The following is a 16374-nucleotide window of genomic DNA, read 5'->3' as shown; positions in this document are numbered from 1 at the left end:
CCTCAGTCGTATTTGATCAGGCCGTGGCCCAGGGTAGGCGTGCGGCCGGCGATCAGGTCGGTGAGGAATTTCCAGATCGCGTCGCCGGAGGGCGGGCAACCGGGGATGAAGTAATCCACCTTCACCACCTCGTGGATCGGGTGCACCTTGTCGAGCGGCAGGGGCAGTTCGGGGTCGTTCGGGATCAGGCCGTGGCTGGTGCCGGGCTCGGTCAGGTAGACCTCGGACAGGCAGTCGCCCAGGTCCAGGTGGTTGCGCTGGGCCGGCAGGCCGCCGGTCACCGCGCAGGAACCGATGGCGATCAGCACCTTGCAGTTGTTGCGGAACTCGCGCAGCACGGCGACGTTCTCGGCGTTGCAGATGCCGCCCTCGACGATGCCGATGTCGCACGGCCCGCAATGCTTGATGTCGGTGAGCGGCGTGCGGTCGAATTCGACCAGCTTGAGGAGGTCGAACAGGCGCTCGTCGATGTCCAGGAACGACGTGTGGCAGCCGAAGCAGCCGGCCAGGGAGGTGGTGGCGACGCGCAGCTTGCTCATGACCCCTCCTCGCACGACGAGCACGGCCGGCCGGCCGGCGCCGCGGGCTCGCGCGGCGCGTCGGCCAGGGCCTGGGCGCTGATCGGGCTCTGGTCGTAGCGGCGTTCGCCGATCGGCACCGCGAAGCCCTTGCGCTTGACCAGGATGACGCCGACCGGACAGACGCTGAGCGCCTTGTCGGCCAGGTCGACCTCGGTGTCGACCAGGCGGCCGGACTCGGAATTGACGATCAGGTGCTTGGTGATGCCGCGCCCGGCCAGGGCGAACACGCACTTGCCGTCCACCTCGCAGGAGGCGCGCACGCACAGTTCGCACAGGATGCAGCGGTTGAAGTCGAGCAGGATGTCCGGGTGCGAGGCGTCCACCGGCCGGTCCGGGAACAGGTGCCGGAAGCCGGCGGTCATGACGCCGAGGTCGTAGCCGAGCGCCTGGAGGACGCAGTTGCCGCTCTTCTCGCAGGTCGGGCAGAAATGGTTGCCCTCGGCGAACAGCATCTGCACCAGGGTGCGCCGGATGGCGTTGACCTCGTCGATGTTGCTTTCCACGTTGAGGCCGGCCTGGGCCGGCAGCGTGCACGAGGTGGCGAAGCGGCCGTTCACCTTGACCGTGCACACCTTGCAGCTGCCGTGCGGACGGAACTCGGGGTGGTAGCACAGGTGCGGCACGTAGTGGCCGGCGGCGAGCGCGGCCTGCATCACGGTCTGGCCGGATTCGAAGGGGATCTCGTCGCCGTCGAGGGTGAAGGTATCGCTCACGATTCACTCCTGATGTGGGCGCCGGCGTCGTCGCGGCCGGTCATGCGGCGCGCCTCGGCGAGGGCGCTGTCGAGGTCGAAGGCGGGCTGGAAGGTGAGCGCCTTGAGGCGGCGCTCGTAGGCCGGGCGGAACCGCTTCAGGGTATCCAGGACCGGGTTGCAGGCGCCGTGGCCGAGGCCGCAGTGCGAGGCCGCCTGGAGCACCCGGTCGAGCTGGCCGAGCTGGTCGAGGTCGTACTTGGTGCCCTGGCCGCGCGCGATCTTGTCCATGATCTCCTTCTGCATCGAGGTACCGACCCGGCAGGGCGTGCAGAAGCCGCACGACTCGTGGGCGAAGAACTGGGCGAAGTTGCGCGCCACCTCGAACATGTCGCGGCTGTTGTCGAAGACCATGAAGGCCCCGGCCGTGGGCAGGTCCTCGAAGGCGATGCGGCGGTCGAACTCGTCGGCGCTGATGCAGATGCCGGACGGGCCGCTGATCTGCACGGCCAGCGTGCGCTCGGCGCCGCAGTCCTCCAGGACCTGGCGGACCGGAGTACCGAACGGGTATTCGTAGATGCCCGGCCGGGCGCAGTCGCCGGACACCGAGAGCAGCTTGGTGCCGGCCGACTTGGCGGTGCCGATGGCGCGGTACCAGTCGCCCCCCTGCACGGCGATGAGGGCCGCGGCGCAGAAGGTCTCGACGTTGTTCACCGTCGTCGGCTGCTGCAGGTAGCCGTGGCTGACCGGATAGGGCGGACGGTTGCGCGGGATGCCGCGCTTGCCCTCCAGGGACTCGATGAGGGCGGATTCCTCGCCGCACACGTAGGCCCCGGCGCCCAGGTGGATCTCGATGTCGAAATCGAAGCCGGCCTGGCCGAGGATGGACTTGCCGAGCAGGCCGACCGCCCGGCGCCTGGCCAGCGTCTCGCGCAGCGGTTCCAGCAGGTGGCGATATTCGCCGCGCAGGTAGAGGAAGCCCTGGCTGGCGCCGATGACGTAGGCGCACACGGTCATGCCCTCGAACACGAGGTCGGCGTGGCTGTTGAGCAGCACCCGGTCCTTGAAGGTGCCGGGTTCGCCCTCGTCGGCGTTGCACACCACGTAGCGGCCCTTGCCCTGGGCGTTGCGGCAGGCCTCCCACTTGAAGCCGGTGGTGAAGCCGGCGCCGCCGCGGCCGCGCAGGTTGGAGCGCTTGATCTCTTCCAGGGTGGCGAGCGGCCCCTGGGCCGCGGCCACGTTGGCCTCGCGCCAGGACCGGGAGTTGGCGGCATCCTCGACCTGGTGGTCGGCGCCGCGGGCGACCGCGGCACGCAGGGCGTCGCCCGGCTGCAGACCGTGGCCGAGCAGGACGTCGGCCCGGCGGACGTTGTCTTCGACCAGGAACAGCTCGCGCGGCCATTCGGCGAGCGGACGCTGCGCCAGCACCAGCTCGGCGACCTGGTCGACGCGGCCGCCGTCCATGCGCGGAATCGCCCAGCCGTTGACCAGAATGGCCGGCCCCTGGTCGCACATGCCGGTGCAGGAGGTGAAGTCGACGCTGGCCAGGCCGTCCTCGGAGGTCCGGCCCGGCTCCAGCCACAGCTTGCCGCACATGGCCTGCATCAATTCCTGGTTGCCGAGCATGCGGTCGGTGATGTTGTCGGAGAACAGCACCCGGTAGTGGCCGCTCGGCTCCAGGGACAGGAAGGAGTAGAAACCGGCCACGCCGCGCACGCGCGCGAGCGGGACGTTGAGGGCGGCGGCGATCTCGGCATCGACGCCGGGCGGTATGCCCCCCGCCGCTTCCTGGACCTCCCTCAGCACTTGCAACAGCGACTCGGGCCGGCGCGGATGGCGGTCGAGTATGGCGTTCAGGTCGACTTGTTCTGACATCTCGGTACTCGCAGACGAAGATGCCATCAGTCTATACCGTGACCTCGACTAGTCTATGTCGGGAATCTGACAGGCCGACCTGGCCATGACCTCGGCGCGCGCGAGTTGGGCGGCGTCGTTGACGTTGAAGAAAAGTTCCGCCTCGGCGAAGCGGACGTCGGCGTGCGGATGGCGCGCCTGCCAGCCCTGGACGCGGCGTTCCCCCTCGGCGAGCGCGGCGGCGAGATCGTCGAGCAGACTGCGCCGCATCAGCATGACGGCGTAATGGACGCGTTCAGGATCGCCGGCGCGCACCAGGGCCACGCCCCGGGCGGCCGCCTCGCCGAGCAGGCGGGCAACCAGGTCGGCGGGCAGGAACGGCGTGTCGCAGGGCGCGACCAGGAGCCAGTCGGCGCTGCACCGGCGCCCGGCCGCCAGGATGCCGGCCAGCGGCCCGGGCTGGTCCGGCCGGTCGTCCGGCACCACCGGGCAGCCCAGGCGGGCGTATTCGGCCAGGTTGCGGTTGGCGCTGACGACGATCTCGCCGACCTGCGGACGCAGGCGCTCGACCACCCAGGCCACCAAGGGCCGACCGCCCAGCTCGACCAGGCCCTTGTCACGCGCATCCATGCGCCGGCCCCGGCCGCCGGCCAGGACCACGGCGGCGACCGCAGGCGTCATCGGGGCGCTACGACCGGCGCCGCACCCAATTGCAGCAGGACGTAGCGCCGGTTGCGGTCGCGTGGCCGGAAGCCGGTCCAGACCGGCTCGGCCGGCCAGGCGCCGGCATCGGCCTCGTCGCGTTCCCGGGCCACCAGCCACCAGGCGCATTCGCCCTCGGCACGGTAGCGGTCGGGCAGGTGCACGCGCAGCATGACCGCCATGCCGGGGTCGACGTCGGCGCGCAGGCAGGCCCCGGCCGGCAGGTGCGCCGCCATGGCCCGTATCTGTTCCCGGTAACCCCAGCCGGCCTCGGCCCAGGGCTTGAAGAGCAGGCCCAGAAGCAGCCAGGTCAGCGCCATGCCGGTCGCCCAGACCAGGATCGGGCGGGCCTTGGCGCGCGGGAACAGCGGGATGACGATCAGCCAGAGCAGGGTGGCCAGGCCAGCCACGAGCACCGTCGCGCCGGCGGTCTGGCCGGCCGGAAAGTCCGGCACCATGCGCGCCATGCGCGCGGCCAGACGGGCCGGCCAGCCCCATTCGATGGCGGCGAAATAAACCCAGAAGGCGACGGCGAAGAACAGGAAGCAGAGCACGCCGAACCAGTAGAAACCCTGGGCGGCGCCACGCTTCAGGTCGGCGATGCCGTAGGCGGCCAGGAGGGCCAGCGGCACCAGGACCGGGAGCAGGCCGCTGCCCGAGGAATAGGACGGCCAGAGGGCCAGCAGCAGGGTCGCGGCGGCCGCGCCCAGGACCGGATGCAGGAGCGGCACGCGGGCCAAGCGCCGGTGCTCGTTCCAAAGCGTCCACAGGGCCAGCGGCCAGACCGGCCAGGCGAACCACGACAAGTTGTTGAGCAGCGAGGCAGGCGAACGGTCGGGCAGAAGCTGGTCGGCGAATTGCTGCCACCAGGCGGCCAGCGCGCCGCCACCCTGCAGCGCCAGCAGGCCAAGCCAGATCGCCAGCAGCCAGCCCAGGCCGGCCAGGGCGCGGCGCACGGCGGTCAGGTAGGCGCGCTCGCGCCAGGCGCGCCCGAGCATGGGCAGGAAGATGATGAGCAGCGCCGCCAGCAGGTCGGGCAGGCCGCGGCAGAGGGCGAGCATGAAGGCCGCCGCGGCCATCGCCCCGGCGCCGGCGGCGGGCCGGCTGCGGGCCAGCCCGATGCCGTAGACCAGCAGGGCATAACCGGCCAGGAGGGCGGTCTCCGGCACCATGGCATGGGCGCGCAGCATGAGGCCGAAGCAGCCGAGCAGGGCGAGCGCCGAGGCGGCCCCGTAGCCGGGCCCGTAGAGGGCGCGCGCGGCCAGGCCGGTGAAGGCCAGGCCGGCCAGGGTGAAGACGCCGGAGGCCAGGCGGGCGCCATCCTGCATGTCCAGCCAGGGCTGGCCCAGCCAGGCGGTCAGGCCGGCCAGCAGGGTATGCAGCGGGAACGGCGAGGCGGCCGGCAGGAGCGCGCCCGAGTTCAGCCAGTCGAGCAGCGGCACCAGTGCCTGGGCCTCGTCCTGACGCCAGGCGTCGCGCCCGGTCAAGCCGACGAAGCACCACACCGTCAGGAAGACGGCGAGCCAGAACTGCTGGGATCGGGTCAGGGGTTGCATGGCGAGGATTGAAACAAAAAAGGCAGCTTGACGCTGCCTTTTTCAGTGCCCCGGGGGTACGGCTTACTTCTTGAGGCCGTACTTCTGGCGGAACTTCTCGACGCGGCCGGCGGTGTCGACGATCTTCTGCTTGCCGGTGTAGAAGGGGTGGCAGGCGGAGCAGACTTCGACGTGCAGATCCTTGCCCATGGTGGAGCGGGTCTGGAACGTGTTGCCGCAACCGCAGGTCACGGTGATTTCGGTGTAGTTCGGGTGAATGGCGGATTTCATGGCGGACTCGTATCGATACAGACCGGGAAAGGGCGGCATTATCCACAAAAAGTTTTTTCCGGGCAAGCGCTTATATAATCTCCAGCGTTTCCATGTCGACGCCGCCGCCGGCCCCCCTCGCCGCCAGACAGTCATGTCCGCTTTCCGTTATGCCTCCGCCCCGATCAGGCGCAAGCTCATCCTGCTGCTGCTCGGCGTGTCCGGATTGGGGATGTTGTTCGTGCTCGCACTGAATGCCGTGCAGCAGCTGGATGCCTTGCGCGTCGACGCCACGGAGCGACTGCACGCCATCGGCCGGGCCACCAGCGCGGCCGGCAATGCCGCCCTCGCCTTCCGCGACGAGGCGGCCGCGCGCGATGTGCTGCGCGACAGCCTCGAAGGCCACCGGGAGATCGTCGCCGCGGCGGTCTTCGACCGCGACGGCCAACCTTTCGCACAATACGGCGACAGCGCCCACTTGCCCACCGGCCTGCTGCCCTCGGCGGCCCGGGAACCGGCGATCCGGCCGTTCCACCCGGTGGCGGTCTACGTCCAGCCGATCCGGGTCGATCAGGAGACGATCGGCATGCTCTACCTGAGTGCCGACCTGAGCCAGGCATGGCGCGACTTCTTCGTCCGCTTCGCCGTCTCGGCGGCGGGCATCGCCGTGGCATTCGGCCTCTCCCTCCTGCTCGGCCTGCGCCTGGTGAAGCGGATCGTGGCGCCGATCAACGAACTCGCCCGCACCGCCCGCCGGGTCCGCGCGGGCGCCGACTACACCCTGCGGGCGACCCGGCGCGGCGACGACGAGGTCGGCGAGCTGGTCGACAGCTTCAATGCCATGCTGACCGAGATCGAGGCGCGCGACCGCAAGCTGGCCGATTCCTACGAGGACCTCGAGCGGCTGGTCGCGCAGCGCACGGCCCAACTGCAGGCGGCCAAGGTCCAGGCCGAGGCGGCCAGCGTGGCGAAGAGCCGCTTCCTGGCCAACATGAGCCACGAGATCCGGACCCCCCTGAACGGCATCCTCGGCCTCGCCCAGCTGCTCCAGCAGGACGGCCGCCTGGACGACAAGCAGCGCCTGTTCGTGAACACCATCCGGACCTCCTCCGAGAGCCTGCGCGACCTCATCAGCGATGTCCTCGACCTGGCCAAGATCGAGGCCGGGCGCCTGGAACTGGAGCGGGTCGCCTTCGACCTGCGCGGGCTGCTCGACGACGCCCTCGAACTGGCGGCACCCCAGGCCCTGGCCAAGGGCGTCGACGTGATCGGGGCGCCGGCACCGGAACTGCCGGGCTGGGCGGTCGGCGACCCCGGCCGCCTGCGCCAGGTGATCAACAATCTGCTCTCCAACGCCGGCAAGTTCACGGCCCGCGGCGAGATCCGCCTGTCGGCACGGCCGCAGGCCATGACGGCGACCGGCTACACCTTGGAGGTGGCCGTGCAGGACACCGGCATCGGCATTCCGCAGGTCGCCCAGGCGCGCATCTTCGACATGTTCCAGCAAGGCGACGGCAGCATCACCCGCAACTACGGCGGCAGCGGCCTGGGCCTGGCGATCGTCCGCCGCCTGGTGACCGAGATGGGTGGCAGCATCGAACTGGAAAGCGTGGTCGGCATCGGCTCCCGTTTCCTCGTCCGGCTGCCCCTGGGCACCGCCGAACAGGGTCTCGCCAGCGGCCTGGAGGTCGAGCCCGGCGCGCTGCCGGCCGAGTTGTCGGTCCATCTCGGCAACCCGGCCCTGGCCGAGGCCATCGGGGTCCAGCTGCGCCAGTGGGGTGTCCTGGCCGTGCCCTGCGCCGCGGCCGAACTGCTGGCCCGGGCCGGCCGCGGCGACGGCGCCTGCCTGATCGACTACGAAGCGCTCGACGCCGGCCGGTTGGCCGCGCTGGCCGCCCGGCCGGTCCCGAGCGCCGGGAAGGAATGGCCGCTGCTCGTCCTGGTCCCCATCCACCGCCTGGCCGAACTGGGCACGCTGAGCCTGCCGCCCCGGCTGCACCTGCTGCATCGGCCGCTGCGCCTGGGCGCGCTGCGGGCGGCGCTGCTGGCGCCGGGCAACCCGGCCGAGCCGGTCCGCGCGGTCGTCGCGCGCCGGCCCGGCCACACCACGGTGCTGGTCGTCGAGGACAACCAGACCAACCAGATGGTCATGGCCGAGCTGCTCGCCAGCCTCGGCGCGACCGCGGTCGAGGCGGCGGACGGCTGGAGCGCCCTGGAACGCTTCAAGCGGAACCGCCCGGACCTGGTCCTGATGGACCTGCACATGCCGGGCATGGACGGCTACGAGGCGACCGCCAATCTGCGCCTGTGGGAGGCCGGGCCGGCCGGCGGCCCCCGCGTTCCCATCGTCGCCCTCACCGCCGACGCCCTGCCCGGCGTGCGCGAGCACTGCCTGTCGGCCGGCATGGACGACTACCTGGTCAAGCCGATCCTGAGCGACGACCTCGCCAACATCCTGGACAAATGGCTGGGCGGCGGCCAGGAGCGGCGCGCCCGCCCCGACCCCGCGGACGACCCGGCCGGCGTACCGGCCCTGGCACTCGACTGCCTGGACATGGAGGTGGTCCGGGACCTGCGGGAAAACGTCAGCGGCGAGGGCTTTGCCCGCATCGTCGGCAAATACCTCCAGGCCGGTGGCGACCTGCTCGGCCAGATCCACCGGGTGCTGGACGAGCACGCCGCCGACGAGGTGGCCGAGAAGCTGCACAAGCTCAAGGGCAGCAGCGCCACCTTCGGGTCGAGCCGTCTGCCGCCGCTGTGCAAGAGCCTGGAGCTGGCGGCGCGACGCGGCGACCTGACCGACGTACAGGCCCGGCTGCCGGAACTGGAACGGGAATTCGACCGCCTGCGCCAGGCTTACGAGGTGCTCGGCGACCCGGCCGGCTGAGCCGGCAAACGATAACGATGAACGAGGTGTAGGGGATGAAACCTGCCAGTTGCGACCGGTCATCCGGTCGGTCATGCCCGACCTGGGCGCTCGGACTGCACGGCCTGGCGGCGTTGCTGGTCCTGGTCCATTGTCCGCCGGCGCTCGCCGCGGCCGCCGACGACCGCCTCGAGCGCTTCCTGTCCATGAGCCTGGAGGACCTGCTGGCGCTCGACGTCACCATTTCCACCAACACCCGGCAGGCGGCCGCCAATGCCCCCGGGGTGGTCACGGTGATCACCGCGGAGGACCTCAAGGCGACTGGGGCGACCAACGTGGTCGACGCCCTGGAGGGTGTGCCCGGGGTGCACGTCCGGGCCAGCGCCTTCGGCTTCCGGCCGCTGGTGCATTTCCGCGGTGCCAGCGCCTCGCAGACCCTGCTCATGGTGAACGGCGTTCCGATGCGCGACCTGCTGTGGGGCTTCGGCATCTATTGGAAGGGGCTCCCGGCCAGCATGATCGAGCGCGTCGAGATCATCCGCGGTCCGGGTTCGTCGCTCTACGGCGCCGACGCCTCGGCCGGCGTGGTCAACGTCATCACCAAGACCGCCGGGACCATCGCCGGCACCGAGCTCGGCGCCCGCATCGGCAGCTACGGTACCGGCGAGACCTGGCTGCAGCACGGCGGCCAATGGGCCGGCTTCACGGTCGGACTGACCGCGGACCTGCAGACCACGGACGGCCACGATCCGCGCATCGCCGCCGACGCCGAGCACAGCAGCGCCAGCCTGGCGCCGGGCGACGCCGCCTACGGCTGGGACAGCGCCGACCTGCGCCTGTCGCTGGCCCGGGGCGATTGGCGCCTGCTCGCCGACTACATCCGCCACGACGACGTCGAGATCGGCCTGACCGGCGCCGGCGTGCTCGACCCCACGACCCAGGGTGCCGACCGGCGCCTCAACCTCGGCCTCCTGTACGACAACGAGCAGTTCGCCCACGACTGGAGCCTGCACGGCGAACTGCGCTACCAGCACCTCGACTACGATTCCGGCTCGGGCTTCCAGGAACGGCCGCCCGGCTATACCAACACCTCGGCCGCCGACACCATCGCCGACGGCACCTACGTCGACGGCCTGATCAACCGCATGCGGGTGGGCGAACGCCAGTTCGGGCTGGAGGCCAAGGCCGGCTACACCGGCCTGGCCGACCAGAAGCTGCTGGTCGGCGCCGGGTTCAGCCGCGAGGACCTCTACAAGGTCGAACAGTGGGTCAACTACGGCATCGGTCCCGACGGCAGCGTGCTGCCGGTCAACAGCCCGCTCACCGCGCTCAGCGACACGCCCTACGCCTTCGCGCCCGAGCGCGCGCGCGATATCCGCTACCTGTACCTGCAGGACATCTGGCGCCTGGCCCCGGCCTGGGAACTCACCCTGGGCGCCCGCTACGACCACTATTCGGACTTCGGCGCCACCTTCAACCCGCGCACGGCCCTGGTCTGGAACGTGAGCGACCGGCTCGTCGCCAAGCTGATGTACGGCGAGTCGTTCCGGCCGCCCTCCTACCAGGAACTCTACTCGCCGACCTCGCTGGCGCTGCCCAACCCGGACCTGCGGCCGGAGCAGTCGAACACCTGGGACCTGGCCTTTTCCTACGCCGTCAGCCGCGACCTGCGCTTCGGCGCCAACCTGTTCCGCTACCGCATCAAGGACCTGATCGCCCGGATCGAGGTATCGCCCGGCGTACGCCAATACCGCAACACCGGCGACCACGACATCCGCGGCATCGGCCTCGAGGCCGGCTGGCAGGCCTCCCCCGACCTGCGTTTCTCGGGCAACGTGACCTGGCGCTTCCAGGACGATTCGCCCTGCCGCGATTACACCCAGCCGGGCTGGGATGCCTACCTGCGTGGCGACTGGTCGTTCCGCCGGCACTGGAACTGGAACCTGCAGGCGAACCTGATCGGCAGCCGGCCGCGCAACCCCTACAGCCTGCCGGCGGACACCCGTTCGGCGGTCCCCGCCTATACCGTGGTCGACACCACCCTGCGCTATGCGCCGCGCCGCGACTGGGAGTTCGCCCTGTCCCTGCGCAACCTGTTCGACGCCGACGCGCGCGAATCCACGCCCAGCGCGATCCCCGACGACCTGCCCCTGCCTGGCCGGCACGGCTACGCCGAGCTACGCTACAAGTTCTGAATGGGGATCGATAGAGAACATGCAGGGGAGGACGGCGATGCAGCATTGCAGCGCGGCCGCGGCATGCGTTCGGGCGCGACCGGCCGGGGCGGGGCCGTGACCCTGTTGCGCCGCTGCCTCCGCCCCGCCCTGCTCCTGGCCACCCTCCTGGCCGGCGGCATGGGCGGCGCCGGCGCCCAGGAGCGTGCCGAGAGCGAGGACGCCGTCCTGGTCAAGGTCGCCTTCGTCTACAACTTCGCCAAGTTCAGCCGCTGGCCGGACAGCGCCCTGGGCCAGCCGGGCGCGCCGCTGACCCTCTGCGTCGCCGGCGACGACGAAACCGCCGCCGCCCTGGGCCAACTCCAGGGCAAGCCGGTCAAGGGACGCCCGCTGGCGGTGGAGAAACTTCGCCCGGGCCGGCCGGCCCGGGCCTGCCAGTTGCTCTACGTCGCGACCTCCGAGCAGGGCCGCCAGGCCGAACTGCTGCGCGCGGCGGGCGGCCAGCCGGTCCTGACGGTCAGCGAACTGCCCCGTTTCGCCAGCCAGGGCGGCATGATCGAGCTGGCCCACCCGGGCGGCCACCCCCGCTTCGTCATCAACCTCGCGGCCGTGCGCGGCGCGGGCCTGGAGATCAGCCCCAACCTGCTCGCCCTGGCCCAGGTGCTCGGCCAGGACTGAGCCGGCGCGCCCGTCAGGGCCGGGTGGCCTCCTCCAGGCCGGCCAGCCAGGCCATGGCCTGGGCGCGGCCGGTGCCGCACATCTCGGCCGAGGGCTGCAGGCCGGCGCAGAAGGCCGGCCGTTCCGGACGCCCGAACAGGGCGCAGCGCAGGTCGGCGGTCAGTTGCACGCAGGGCACCCCGGCCGGCTTGCCGTCCGGCATGCCGGGCAGCGGGCTGGTGATCGAGGGCGCGATGCAGCAGGCCGCGCAGCCCGGCCGACAGACGACCGCCACCGGCTCAGTCATGGCGCAGCGCCTCCACCGGCGTGAGGCGGGCGGCCTGCCGGGCCGGGTACCAGCCGAAGAAGATGCCCACCGCCGAGGCCGAGACGACCGCCAGCAGGACGGCGCGGGCCTGGAACGCCACCGGCCAGTCGAACAGGCGCTGGACCAGGAGGCCGCCGCCCAGGCCGAGCGCCACGCCGACCAGGCCGCCCAGCACGCTCAGGGTCACCGCCTCGACCATGAACTGGGTCAGGATGTCGCGCCGGCGCGCGCCCACGGCCAGGCGGATGCCGATCTCCCGGGTGCGCTCGGTGACCGACACCAGCATGATGTTCATGATGCCGATGCCGCCGACGATCAGCGACACCGAGGCGATCGCCGCGAGCAGCGCCGAGAGGGCGTTCGACGAGGCCTGTTCGGCCTGGACGATCTCGGACAGGTTGCGGATGTTGAAGTCGTCGTCCTGGCCCGGCTGGATGCGGTGGCGCTGGCGCAGCAGGGCCCGTACCTGGGCCTCGGCGGCGCGCATGTCGACGCCGTCGGCCATCTTCACGGTGACGTTGTTGACGCTGTCCGGGCGGCCCAGCGACTGGCCGAGCAGGCGGCCGCGCGCGGTGCCGAGCGGGATCAGGACGATGTCGTCCTGGTCCTGGCCCATGACGTTCTGGCCCTTGCCGCCGAGCAGGCCGACGATGGTCAGGGGGACGCCCTTGACCCGGATGGTCAGGCCGGTCGGGTCGGTGCCGCCGAACAGCATCTGCGCGACGGTCTCGCCGACTAGGGCAACCTTGGCGTTGCCGTGCAGGTCGTTGTCGTCGAAGGCGCGGCCGCGCTCGATGCGCCAGTCGCGCGCGACCAGGTAGTCGGCGTCGATGCCGTACAGCTGGGTCGACCAGTTCTGGTTGCCGTACACCACCTGGCCGCTGCCGCGCAGGGCCGGCGCGGCCGCCGCCACGTCGGCGATCTCGGCGCGCATGGCCAGGACGTCCGCCTCGGTCAGGCTGTCCCGGCTGGCGCCGCCCAGGCGCACGCCGCCGCTGGTCACCGTGCCGGGCAGCACCAGCATCAGGTTGGTACCCAGGCTCTTCATCTGCTCGGCGACCTGGCGGCGGGCGCCCTCGCCGACGGCCAGCATGGTGATGACGGCGGCGATGCCGATGACGATGCCCAGGGTGGTGAGCGCGCTGCGCATCCGGTTCGCACGCAGCGAACGCAGGGCCGAGCGCAGGGTATCGAGGCCGTTCACGCGCCCTCCTGCGCGAGCAGGGCGGCGGCCGACTGGCGACCGGCGACCGGCCGGTCCTCGACCAGGTGGCCGTCGCGGAAGACCAGGATGCGGCGCGCGAAGCGGGCGATGTCCGGCTCGTGGGTGACCAGGACCAGGGTCATGCCCTCGTCGTTGAGGGCTTGCAGCAGGGCCATCACCTCCAGGCTGGTGCGCGTGTCGAGGGCCCCGGTCGGCTCGTCGGCGAGGATCAGGGCCGGGGCGTTGACCAGGGCGCGGGCGATCGCCACGCGCTGCTGCTGGCCGCCGGACAGCTGGCTGGGCAGGTGGTGGGCGCGCTCGGCCAGGCCGACCTGGGCGAGCTTGGCGAGGGCGCGCCGGTGCCGCTCGCCGGCATGCACGCCGGCGTACACCAGGGGCAGCTCGACGTTTTCCAGGGCGCTCGCGCGCGGCAGCAGGTTGAAACTCTGGAACACGAAGCCGAGGGCGCGGTTGCGCACCGCCGAGAGCTGGTCGGCGTCGAGGCGGGAGACGTCCTCGCCGGCGAGCAGGTAGCGCCCGGCGTCGGCCCGGTCGAGGCCGCCGAGCAGGTTCATGAAGGTGGACTTGCCGGAGCCGGACGGGCCCATGACGGCGACGAATTCGCCCGCCTCGATGCGCAGGTCGACGCCGCGCAGGGCCGGCACCTCGACCTCGCCGACGTGGTAGGTGCGGGCGAGGCCGGCGACCTCGATCAGGGCCCGGCTGGCGGCCACGGCCGTGCCTCAGTGGCCCATGCCGAGCGGGCGCGACTGGCGCCGGCCGCCGGCGGCCTCGTCGGTGCCGAGGATGATCTCGGTGCCCTCGGCCACGTCGCCCTTGAGGATCTCGGTCGCCTTGCCGTCCGAGACGCCCAGGCGCAGGGGCACGGCGACCGCCTGGCCGCCGACCAGGCGCCAGACCCGGCCGGGCATGCCTGGCCCCGCCTCGCGGTTGCGGATGCCGGTCTTGAGCGGGCTGCCGTCGCCCTGGCCGGGCCGGAAGCGCAAGGCCTCGTTGGCCACCTTGAGGACGGCCTGGCGTTCCTCGGTGAGCAGGCTGGCGTTCGCGGTCATGCCCGGCAGCAGCTTCTGCTCGGGATTGTCGACCGCGGCCATGACGCTGTAGGTGACCACGTTGTTGGCGGTCTGGGGCGCCTTGCGGATCTGCGTCACGCGGCCGCCGAAGCGTTCGCCGGGAAAGGCGTCGACCGTGAAACGGACCGCCTGGCCGACCTGCACGCGGCCGACGTCGGCCTCGTCGACGGCGATGTTGACCTCCATGCGCGACAGGTCCTGGGCGATGCTGAACAGCACCGGCGCCTGCAGCGAGGCGGCCACGGTCTGGCCGACGTCGACGTTGCGGCTGATCACGGTGCCGGACACCGGCGAGCGGATCACCGTGTGCGAGAGATCGACCTGGGCCTGGCGCAGGGCGGCCTGCTTCTGCGCCACCCCGGCCTGGCTGCTTTGCACCTGGGCGGCCTGCACGGTCTCGTTGGCACGCGCCAGGGCGAGCGCCTCGCGGGCGGTGTCGGAGGCGGCCTGGGCGGTGTCCAGCTCGGCCGTCGAGATGAAGTTCTGCGCCACCAGGCCCTGCTTGCGGACCAGGGTGCGGTGGGCGTCGTCGAGCGCCACCTCGGCCTTCTTGGTCTCGGCCCGGCGCGCCAGCAGGTTGCCGCGCGCCACCTCGACGTTGCCCTGGGCGGCGAGCAGGTCGGCCTCGGCCTGGGCGACCCGGCTCTCGAAGCTGGCCGGGTCGAGCCGGGCGATGACCTGGCCCTGGCGCACCGCCGAGTTGTAGTCGGCCAGAAGTTCCTTGATCTGACCGGACACCTGGGAGCCGACCTGGACGGTGACCGAGGCGGCCAGGGTGCCGCTGGCCGACACCGTGGCGGCGAGCGGCCCGCGCTCGATCTTGGCGAACCGGTAGGCGGGCGCGGCATCGGCGCCGCGCCAGGGTTGCCACCACCAGAGCGCGGCCGCGCCGAGCAGGGCGGCCAGGACCAACGCGAGTCGTTTCAAGTGTCTATTCCTTGGGGGGAGCGCCAGCCGCTTGGGCGGGCGCCGGGCCGGCCGGTTCCGGCGCCGGCGGGTGCTCGGGCTTGGCGAAATAGCGCAGCGCCAGGGTGCGATAGAGCGGCGGGCAGATGGTGCGCGAGATGCCGGACGCCATCAGGGTGACGATCATCAGGTCGATCACCAGGCCGTAGCCGCTCACCATCTCCATGACGATCACGAAGGCGGTGATCGGGGTCTGCGTCACCGCGGCCAGGAAACCGGCCATGCACAGGACGTTGGTCATGGCCGGCAGGTAGTGCTCGCCGGCCAGCAGGTGCAGGTTCTGGCCCAGGCCGGCCCCGATCGACAGCGAGGGCGCGAAGATGCCGCCCGGCACGCCGCTGGCGAAGGTGACCAGGGTGGCGGCGAACTTGTCGATGCCGTAGTGCCAGGGCAGCACGGCGTCCTGGGCGAGCAGGTGCTTGGCCTCGCCGTAGCCGGTGCCGTAGGTGATGCCGCCCGAGATGACGCCGATCAGGGCGATGACCACGCCGCAGCCGGCCGCGAAGCGGACGGGATAGGTCTTGCGCCAGTGGCCCAGGCGGCCGGGCAGGCCGGAGGCGGACAGGATCATGACGCGCGCGAAGGCGCCGCCGGCCAGGCCGCACATCAAGCCGGCCATGAGCAGGAGGCCGACCGGGTGCGGGGTGTCGACGCCCGAGATGTCGAGCCAGCCGAAGTAGGTGTAGTTGCCGAACCAGACCTGGGCCACGACGCCGGCGATGACGATGGCGGTGATGATCAGGCCGCTCATGCGCTCCTCGACGCCCCGGCTGAGTTCCTCGATGGCGAACAGGATGCCGGCCAAAGGCGTGTTGAAGGCGGCGGCGATGCCGGCCGCACCGCCGGCCGCGAGCAGGTGGCGGCGGTCGACCTGGAGCCGGCGCGGCAGGCGTTCGCCGATCAGGTGCATGAGCGAGGCGCCCACCTGGACCATGGGCCCTTCCCGGCCGGCCGAGAAGCCGGCGAAGATGGCGGCGATGCCGAGGACGATCTTGCCGACCAGGATACGCAGGGACAGCAGGGGCCGGAGCAGCCGCTTGTGCTGGCCGTGCTGGGCCATCTCCGCCATCACCTGGGGGATGCCGCTGCCCTCGGCGCCGGCGCTGTAGCGCCGGGTCAGCCAGACGATCAGGGCACCGCCCAGGGGGGCGGACAGGAAGGCCCAGCCCGGGAAACGTTCGTCCAGGCCGTGCAGGGTTTCCACCGCCAGCTCGGTCATCTGGGCGAACAGCACGGCGACCAGGCCGACGCCGACGGCCCCGCCCCAGAAGATCAGGCGGCCGACCCAGACGTGCCGGTAGGCGACCTGACGGCGTTTCAGGCGGTACAGATAGGCCGCGACGCGGTCGCGCAGCCGGGTCGGGGAATCGGGTGCATCGGACGACATGCCCGCATGCTACCAAAACGACCGCCATAGCCAAGCCGGTCGCGGCCGCCGGCCGGCCGCGCGGG

14 protein-coding genes are annotated in these 16374 nt (G+C 71.6%); 3 read left to right on the top strand and 11 right to left on the bottom strand.

The annotated features are described in order from the left end of the window. Positions 1-2: 2 nt before the first annotated feature. The 6 genes from EZJ19_RS12095 to rpmE all read right to left on the bottom strand — a co-directional run bounded on the left by EZJ19_RS12095 (position 3) and on the right by rpmE (position 5654). Positions 3-539, bottom strand: a complete 537-nt coding sequence (locus EZJ19_RS12095) for an NADH-quinone oxidoreductase subunit B family protein (RefSeq protein ID WP_131447920.1) — start codon at positions 537-539, stop codon at positions 3-5. Then, positions 536-1294: a 2Fe-2S iron-sulfur cluster-binding protein gene (locus tag EZJ19_RS12090; RefSeq protein WP_131447918.1), complete on the bottom strand. Its 759-nt coding sequence runs from the start codon at positions 1292-1294 to the stop codon at positions 536-538. The genes EZJ19_RS12095 and EZJ19_RS12090 overlap by 4 nt, the downstream gene beginning before the upstream one ends. Then, entirely contained in the window at positions 1291-3147 is a 1857-nt protein-coding gene (locus EZJ19_RS12085; protein WP_240754753.1) for an NAD(P)H-dependent oxidoreductase subunit E, read from the bottom strand. The genes EZJ19_RS12090 and EZJ19_RS12085 overlap by 4 nt, the downstream gene beginning before the upstream one ends. A 48-nt stretch (positions 3148-3195) precedes the next feature. Further along, positions 3196-3807 (bottom strand): molybdenum cofactor guanylyltransferase MobA, encoded by a 612-nt coding sequence (mobA, locus tag EZJ19_RS12080; RefSeq protein ID WP_131447914.1) that lies wholly within the window; start codon positions 3805-3807, stop codon positions 3196-3198. After that, on the bottom strand, positions 3804-5384 hold the full coding sequence (locus EZJ19_RS12075; RefSeq protein WP_131447912.1) for a hypothetical protein: 1581 nt from the start codon (positions 5382-5384) through the stop codon (positions 3804-3806). The genes mobA and EZJ19_RS12075 overlap by 4 nt, the downstream gene beginning before the upstream one ends. 63 nt (positions 5385-5447) lie before the next feature. Next, a complete protein-coding gene (gene rpmE / locus EZJ19_RS12070) occupies positions 5448-5654 on the bottom strand; it encodes a 50S ribosomal protein L31 (RefSeq protein ID WP_131447910.1) in 207 nt (68 codons plus the stop codon). A 133-nt stretch (positions 5655-5787) separates the two neighbouring features. Here rpmE and EZJ19_RS12065 point away from each other — a divergent pair, with 133 nt between their 5' ends. The 3 genes from EZJ19_RS12065 to EZJ19_RS12055 are packed head-to-tail and all read left to right on the top strand — an operon-like array spanning position 5788 to position 11351. Then, positions 5788-8520: an ATP-binding protein gene (locus tag EZJ19_RS12065; protein WP_165873564.1), complete on the top strand. Its 2733-nt coding sequence runs from the start codon at positions 5788-5790 to the stop codon at positions 8518-8520. Positions 8521-8555: 35 nt separating this feature from the next. After that, complete coding sequence (locus tag EZJ19_RS12060) at positions 8556-10694, top strand: TonB-dependent receptor plug domain-containing protein (protein WP_131447906.1); 2139 nt, start codon at positions 8556-8558, stop codon at positions 10692-10694. Further along, positions 10695-11351: a YfiR family protein gene (locus EZJ19_RS12055; RefSeq protein ID WP_131447904.1), complete on the top strand. Its 657-nt coding sequence runs from the start codon at positions 10695-10697 to the stop codon at positions 11349-11351. Between the two features lie 13 nt (positions 11352-11364). On the opposite strand, the gene EZJ19_RS12050 is transcribed toward EZJ19_RS12055, so the two are convergent. Genes EZJ19_RS12050 through EZJ19_RS12030 form a run of 5 tightly spaced genes read right to left on the bottom strand, consistent with a single transcriptional unit; the run spans position 11365 to position 16309 of the window. Beyond that, a complete protein-coding gene (locus tag EZJ19_RS12050) occupies positions 11365-11637 on the bottom strand; it encodes a YkgJ family cysteine cluster protein (RefSeq protein ID WP_131447902.1) in 273 nt (90 codons plus the stop codon). Continuing rightward, entirely contained in the window at positions 11630-12862 is a 1233-nt protein-coding gene (locus EZJ19_RS12045; protein WP_165873563.1) for an ABC transporter permease, read from the bottom strand. Before EZJ19_RS12045 ends, EZJ19_RS12050 begins: the two co-directional genes overlap by 8 nt. Then, on the bottom strand, positions 12859-13596 hold the full coding sequence (locus tag EZJ19_RS12040; RefSeq protein ID WP_276320112.1) for an ABC transporter ATP-binding protein: 738 nt from the start codon (positions 13594-13596) through the stop codon (positions 12859-12861). Before EZJ19_RS12040 ends, EZJ19_RS12045 begins: the two co-directional genes overlap by 4 nt. A 9-nt stretch (positions 13597-13605) precedes the next feature. Then, complete coding sequence (locus tag EZJ19_RS12035; protein ID WP_165873562.1) at positions 13606-14883, bottom strand: efflux RND transporter periplasmic adaptor subunit; 1278 nt, start codon at positions 14881-14883, stop codon at positions 13606-13608. 4 nt (positions 14884-14887) lie between these two features. Further along, positions 14888-16309 (bottom strand): chloride channel protein, encoded by a 1422-nt coding sequence (locus EZJ19_RS12030; protein ID WP_131447898.1) that lies wholly within the window; start codon positions 16307-16309, stop codon positions 14888-14890. Positions 16310-16374 lie beyond the last annotated feature (65 nt).

The sequence above is a fragment of the Parasulfuritortus cantonensis genome (assembly GCF_004337445.1).
Lineage (GTDB): Bacteria > Pseudomonadota > Gammaproteobacteria > Burkholderiales > Thiobacillaceae > Parasulfuritortus > Parasulfuritortus cantonensis.
The sequence above is the reverse complement of the archived record's forward strand: the minus strand, read 5'-3'. Positions and strand labels throughout refer to the sequence as shown.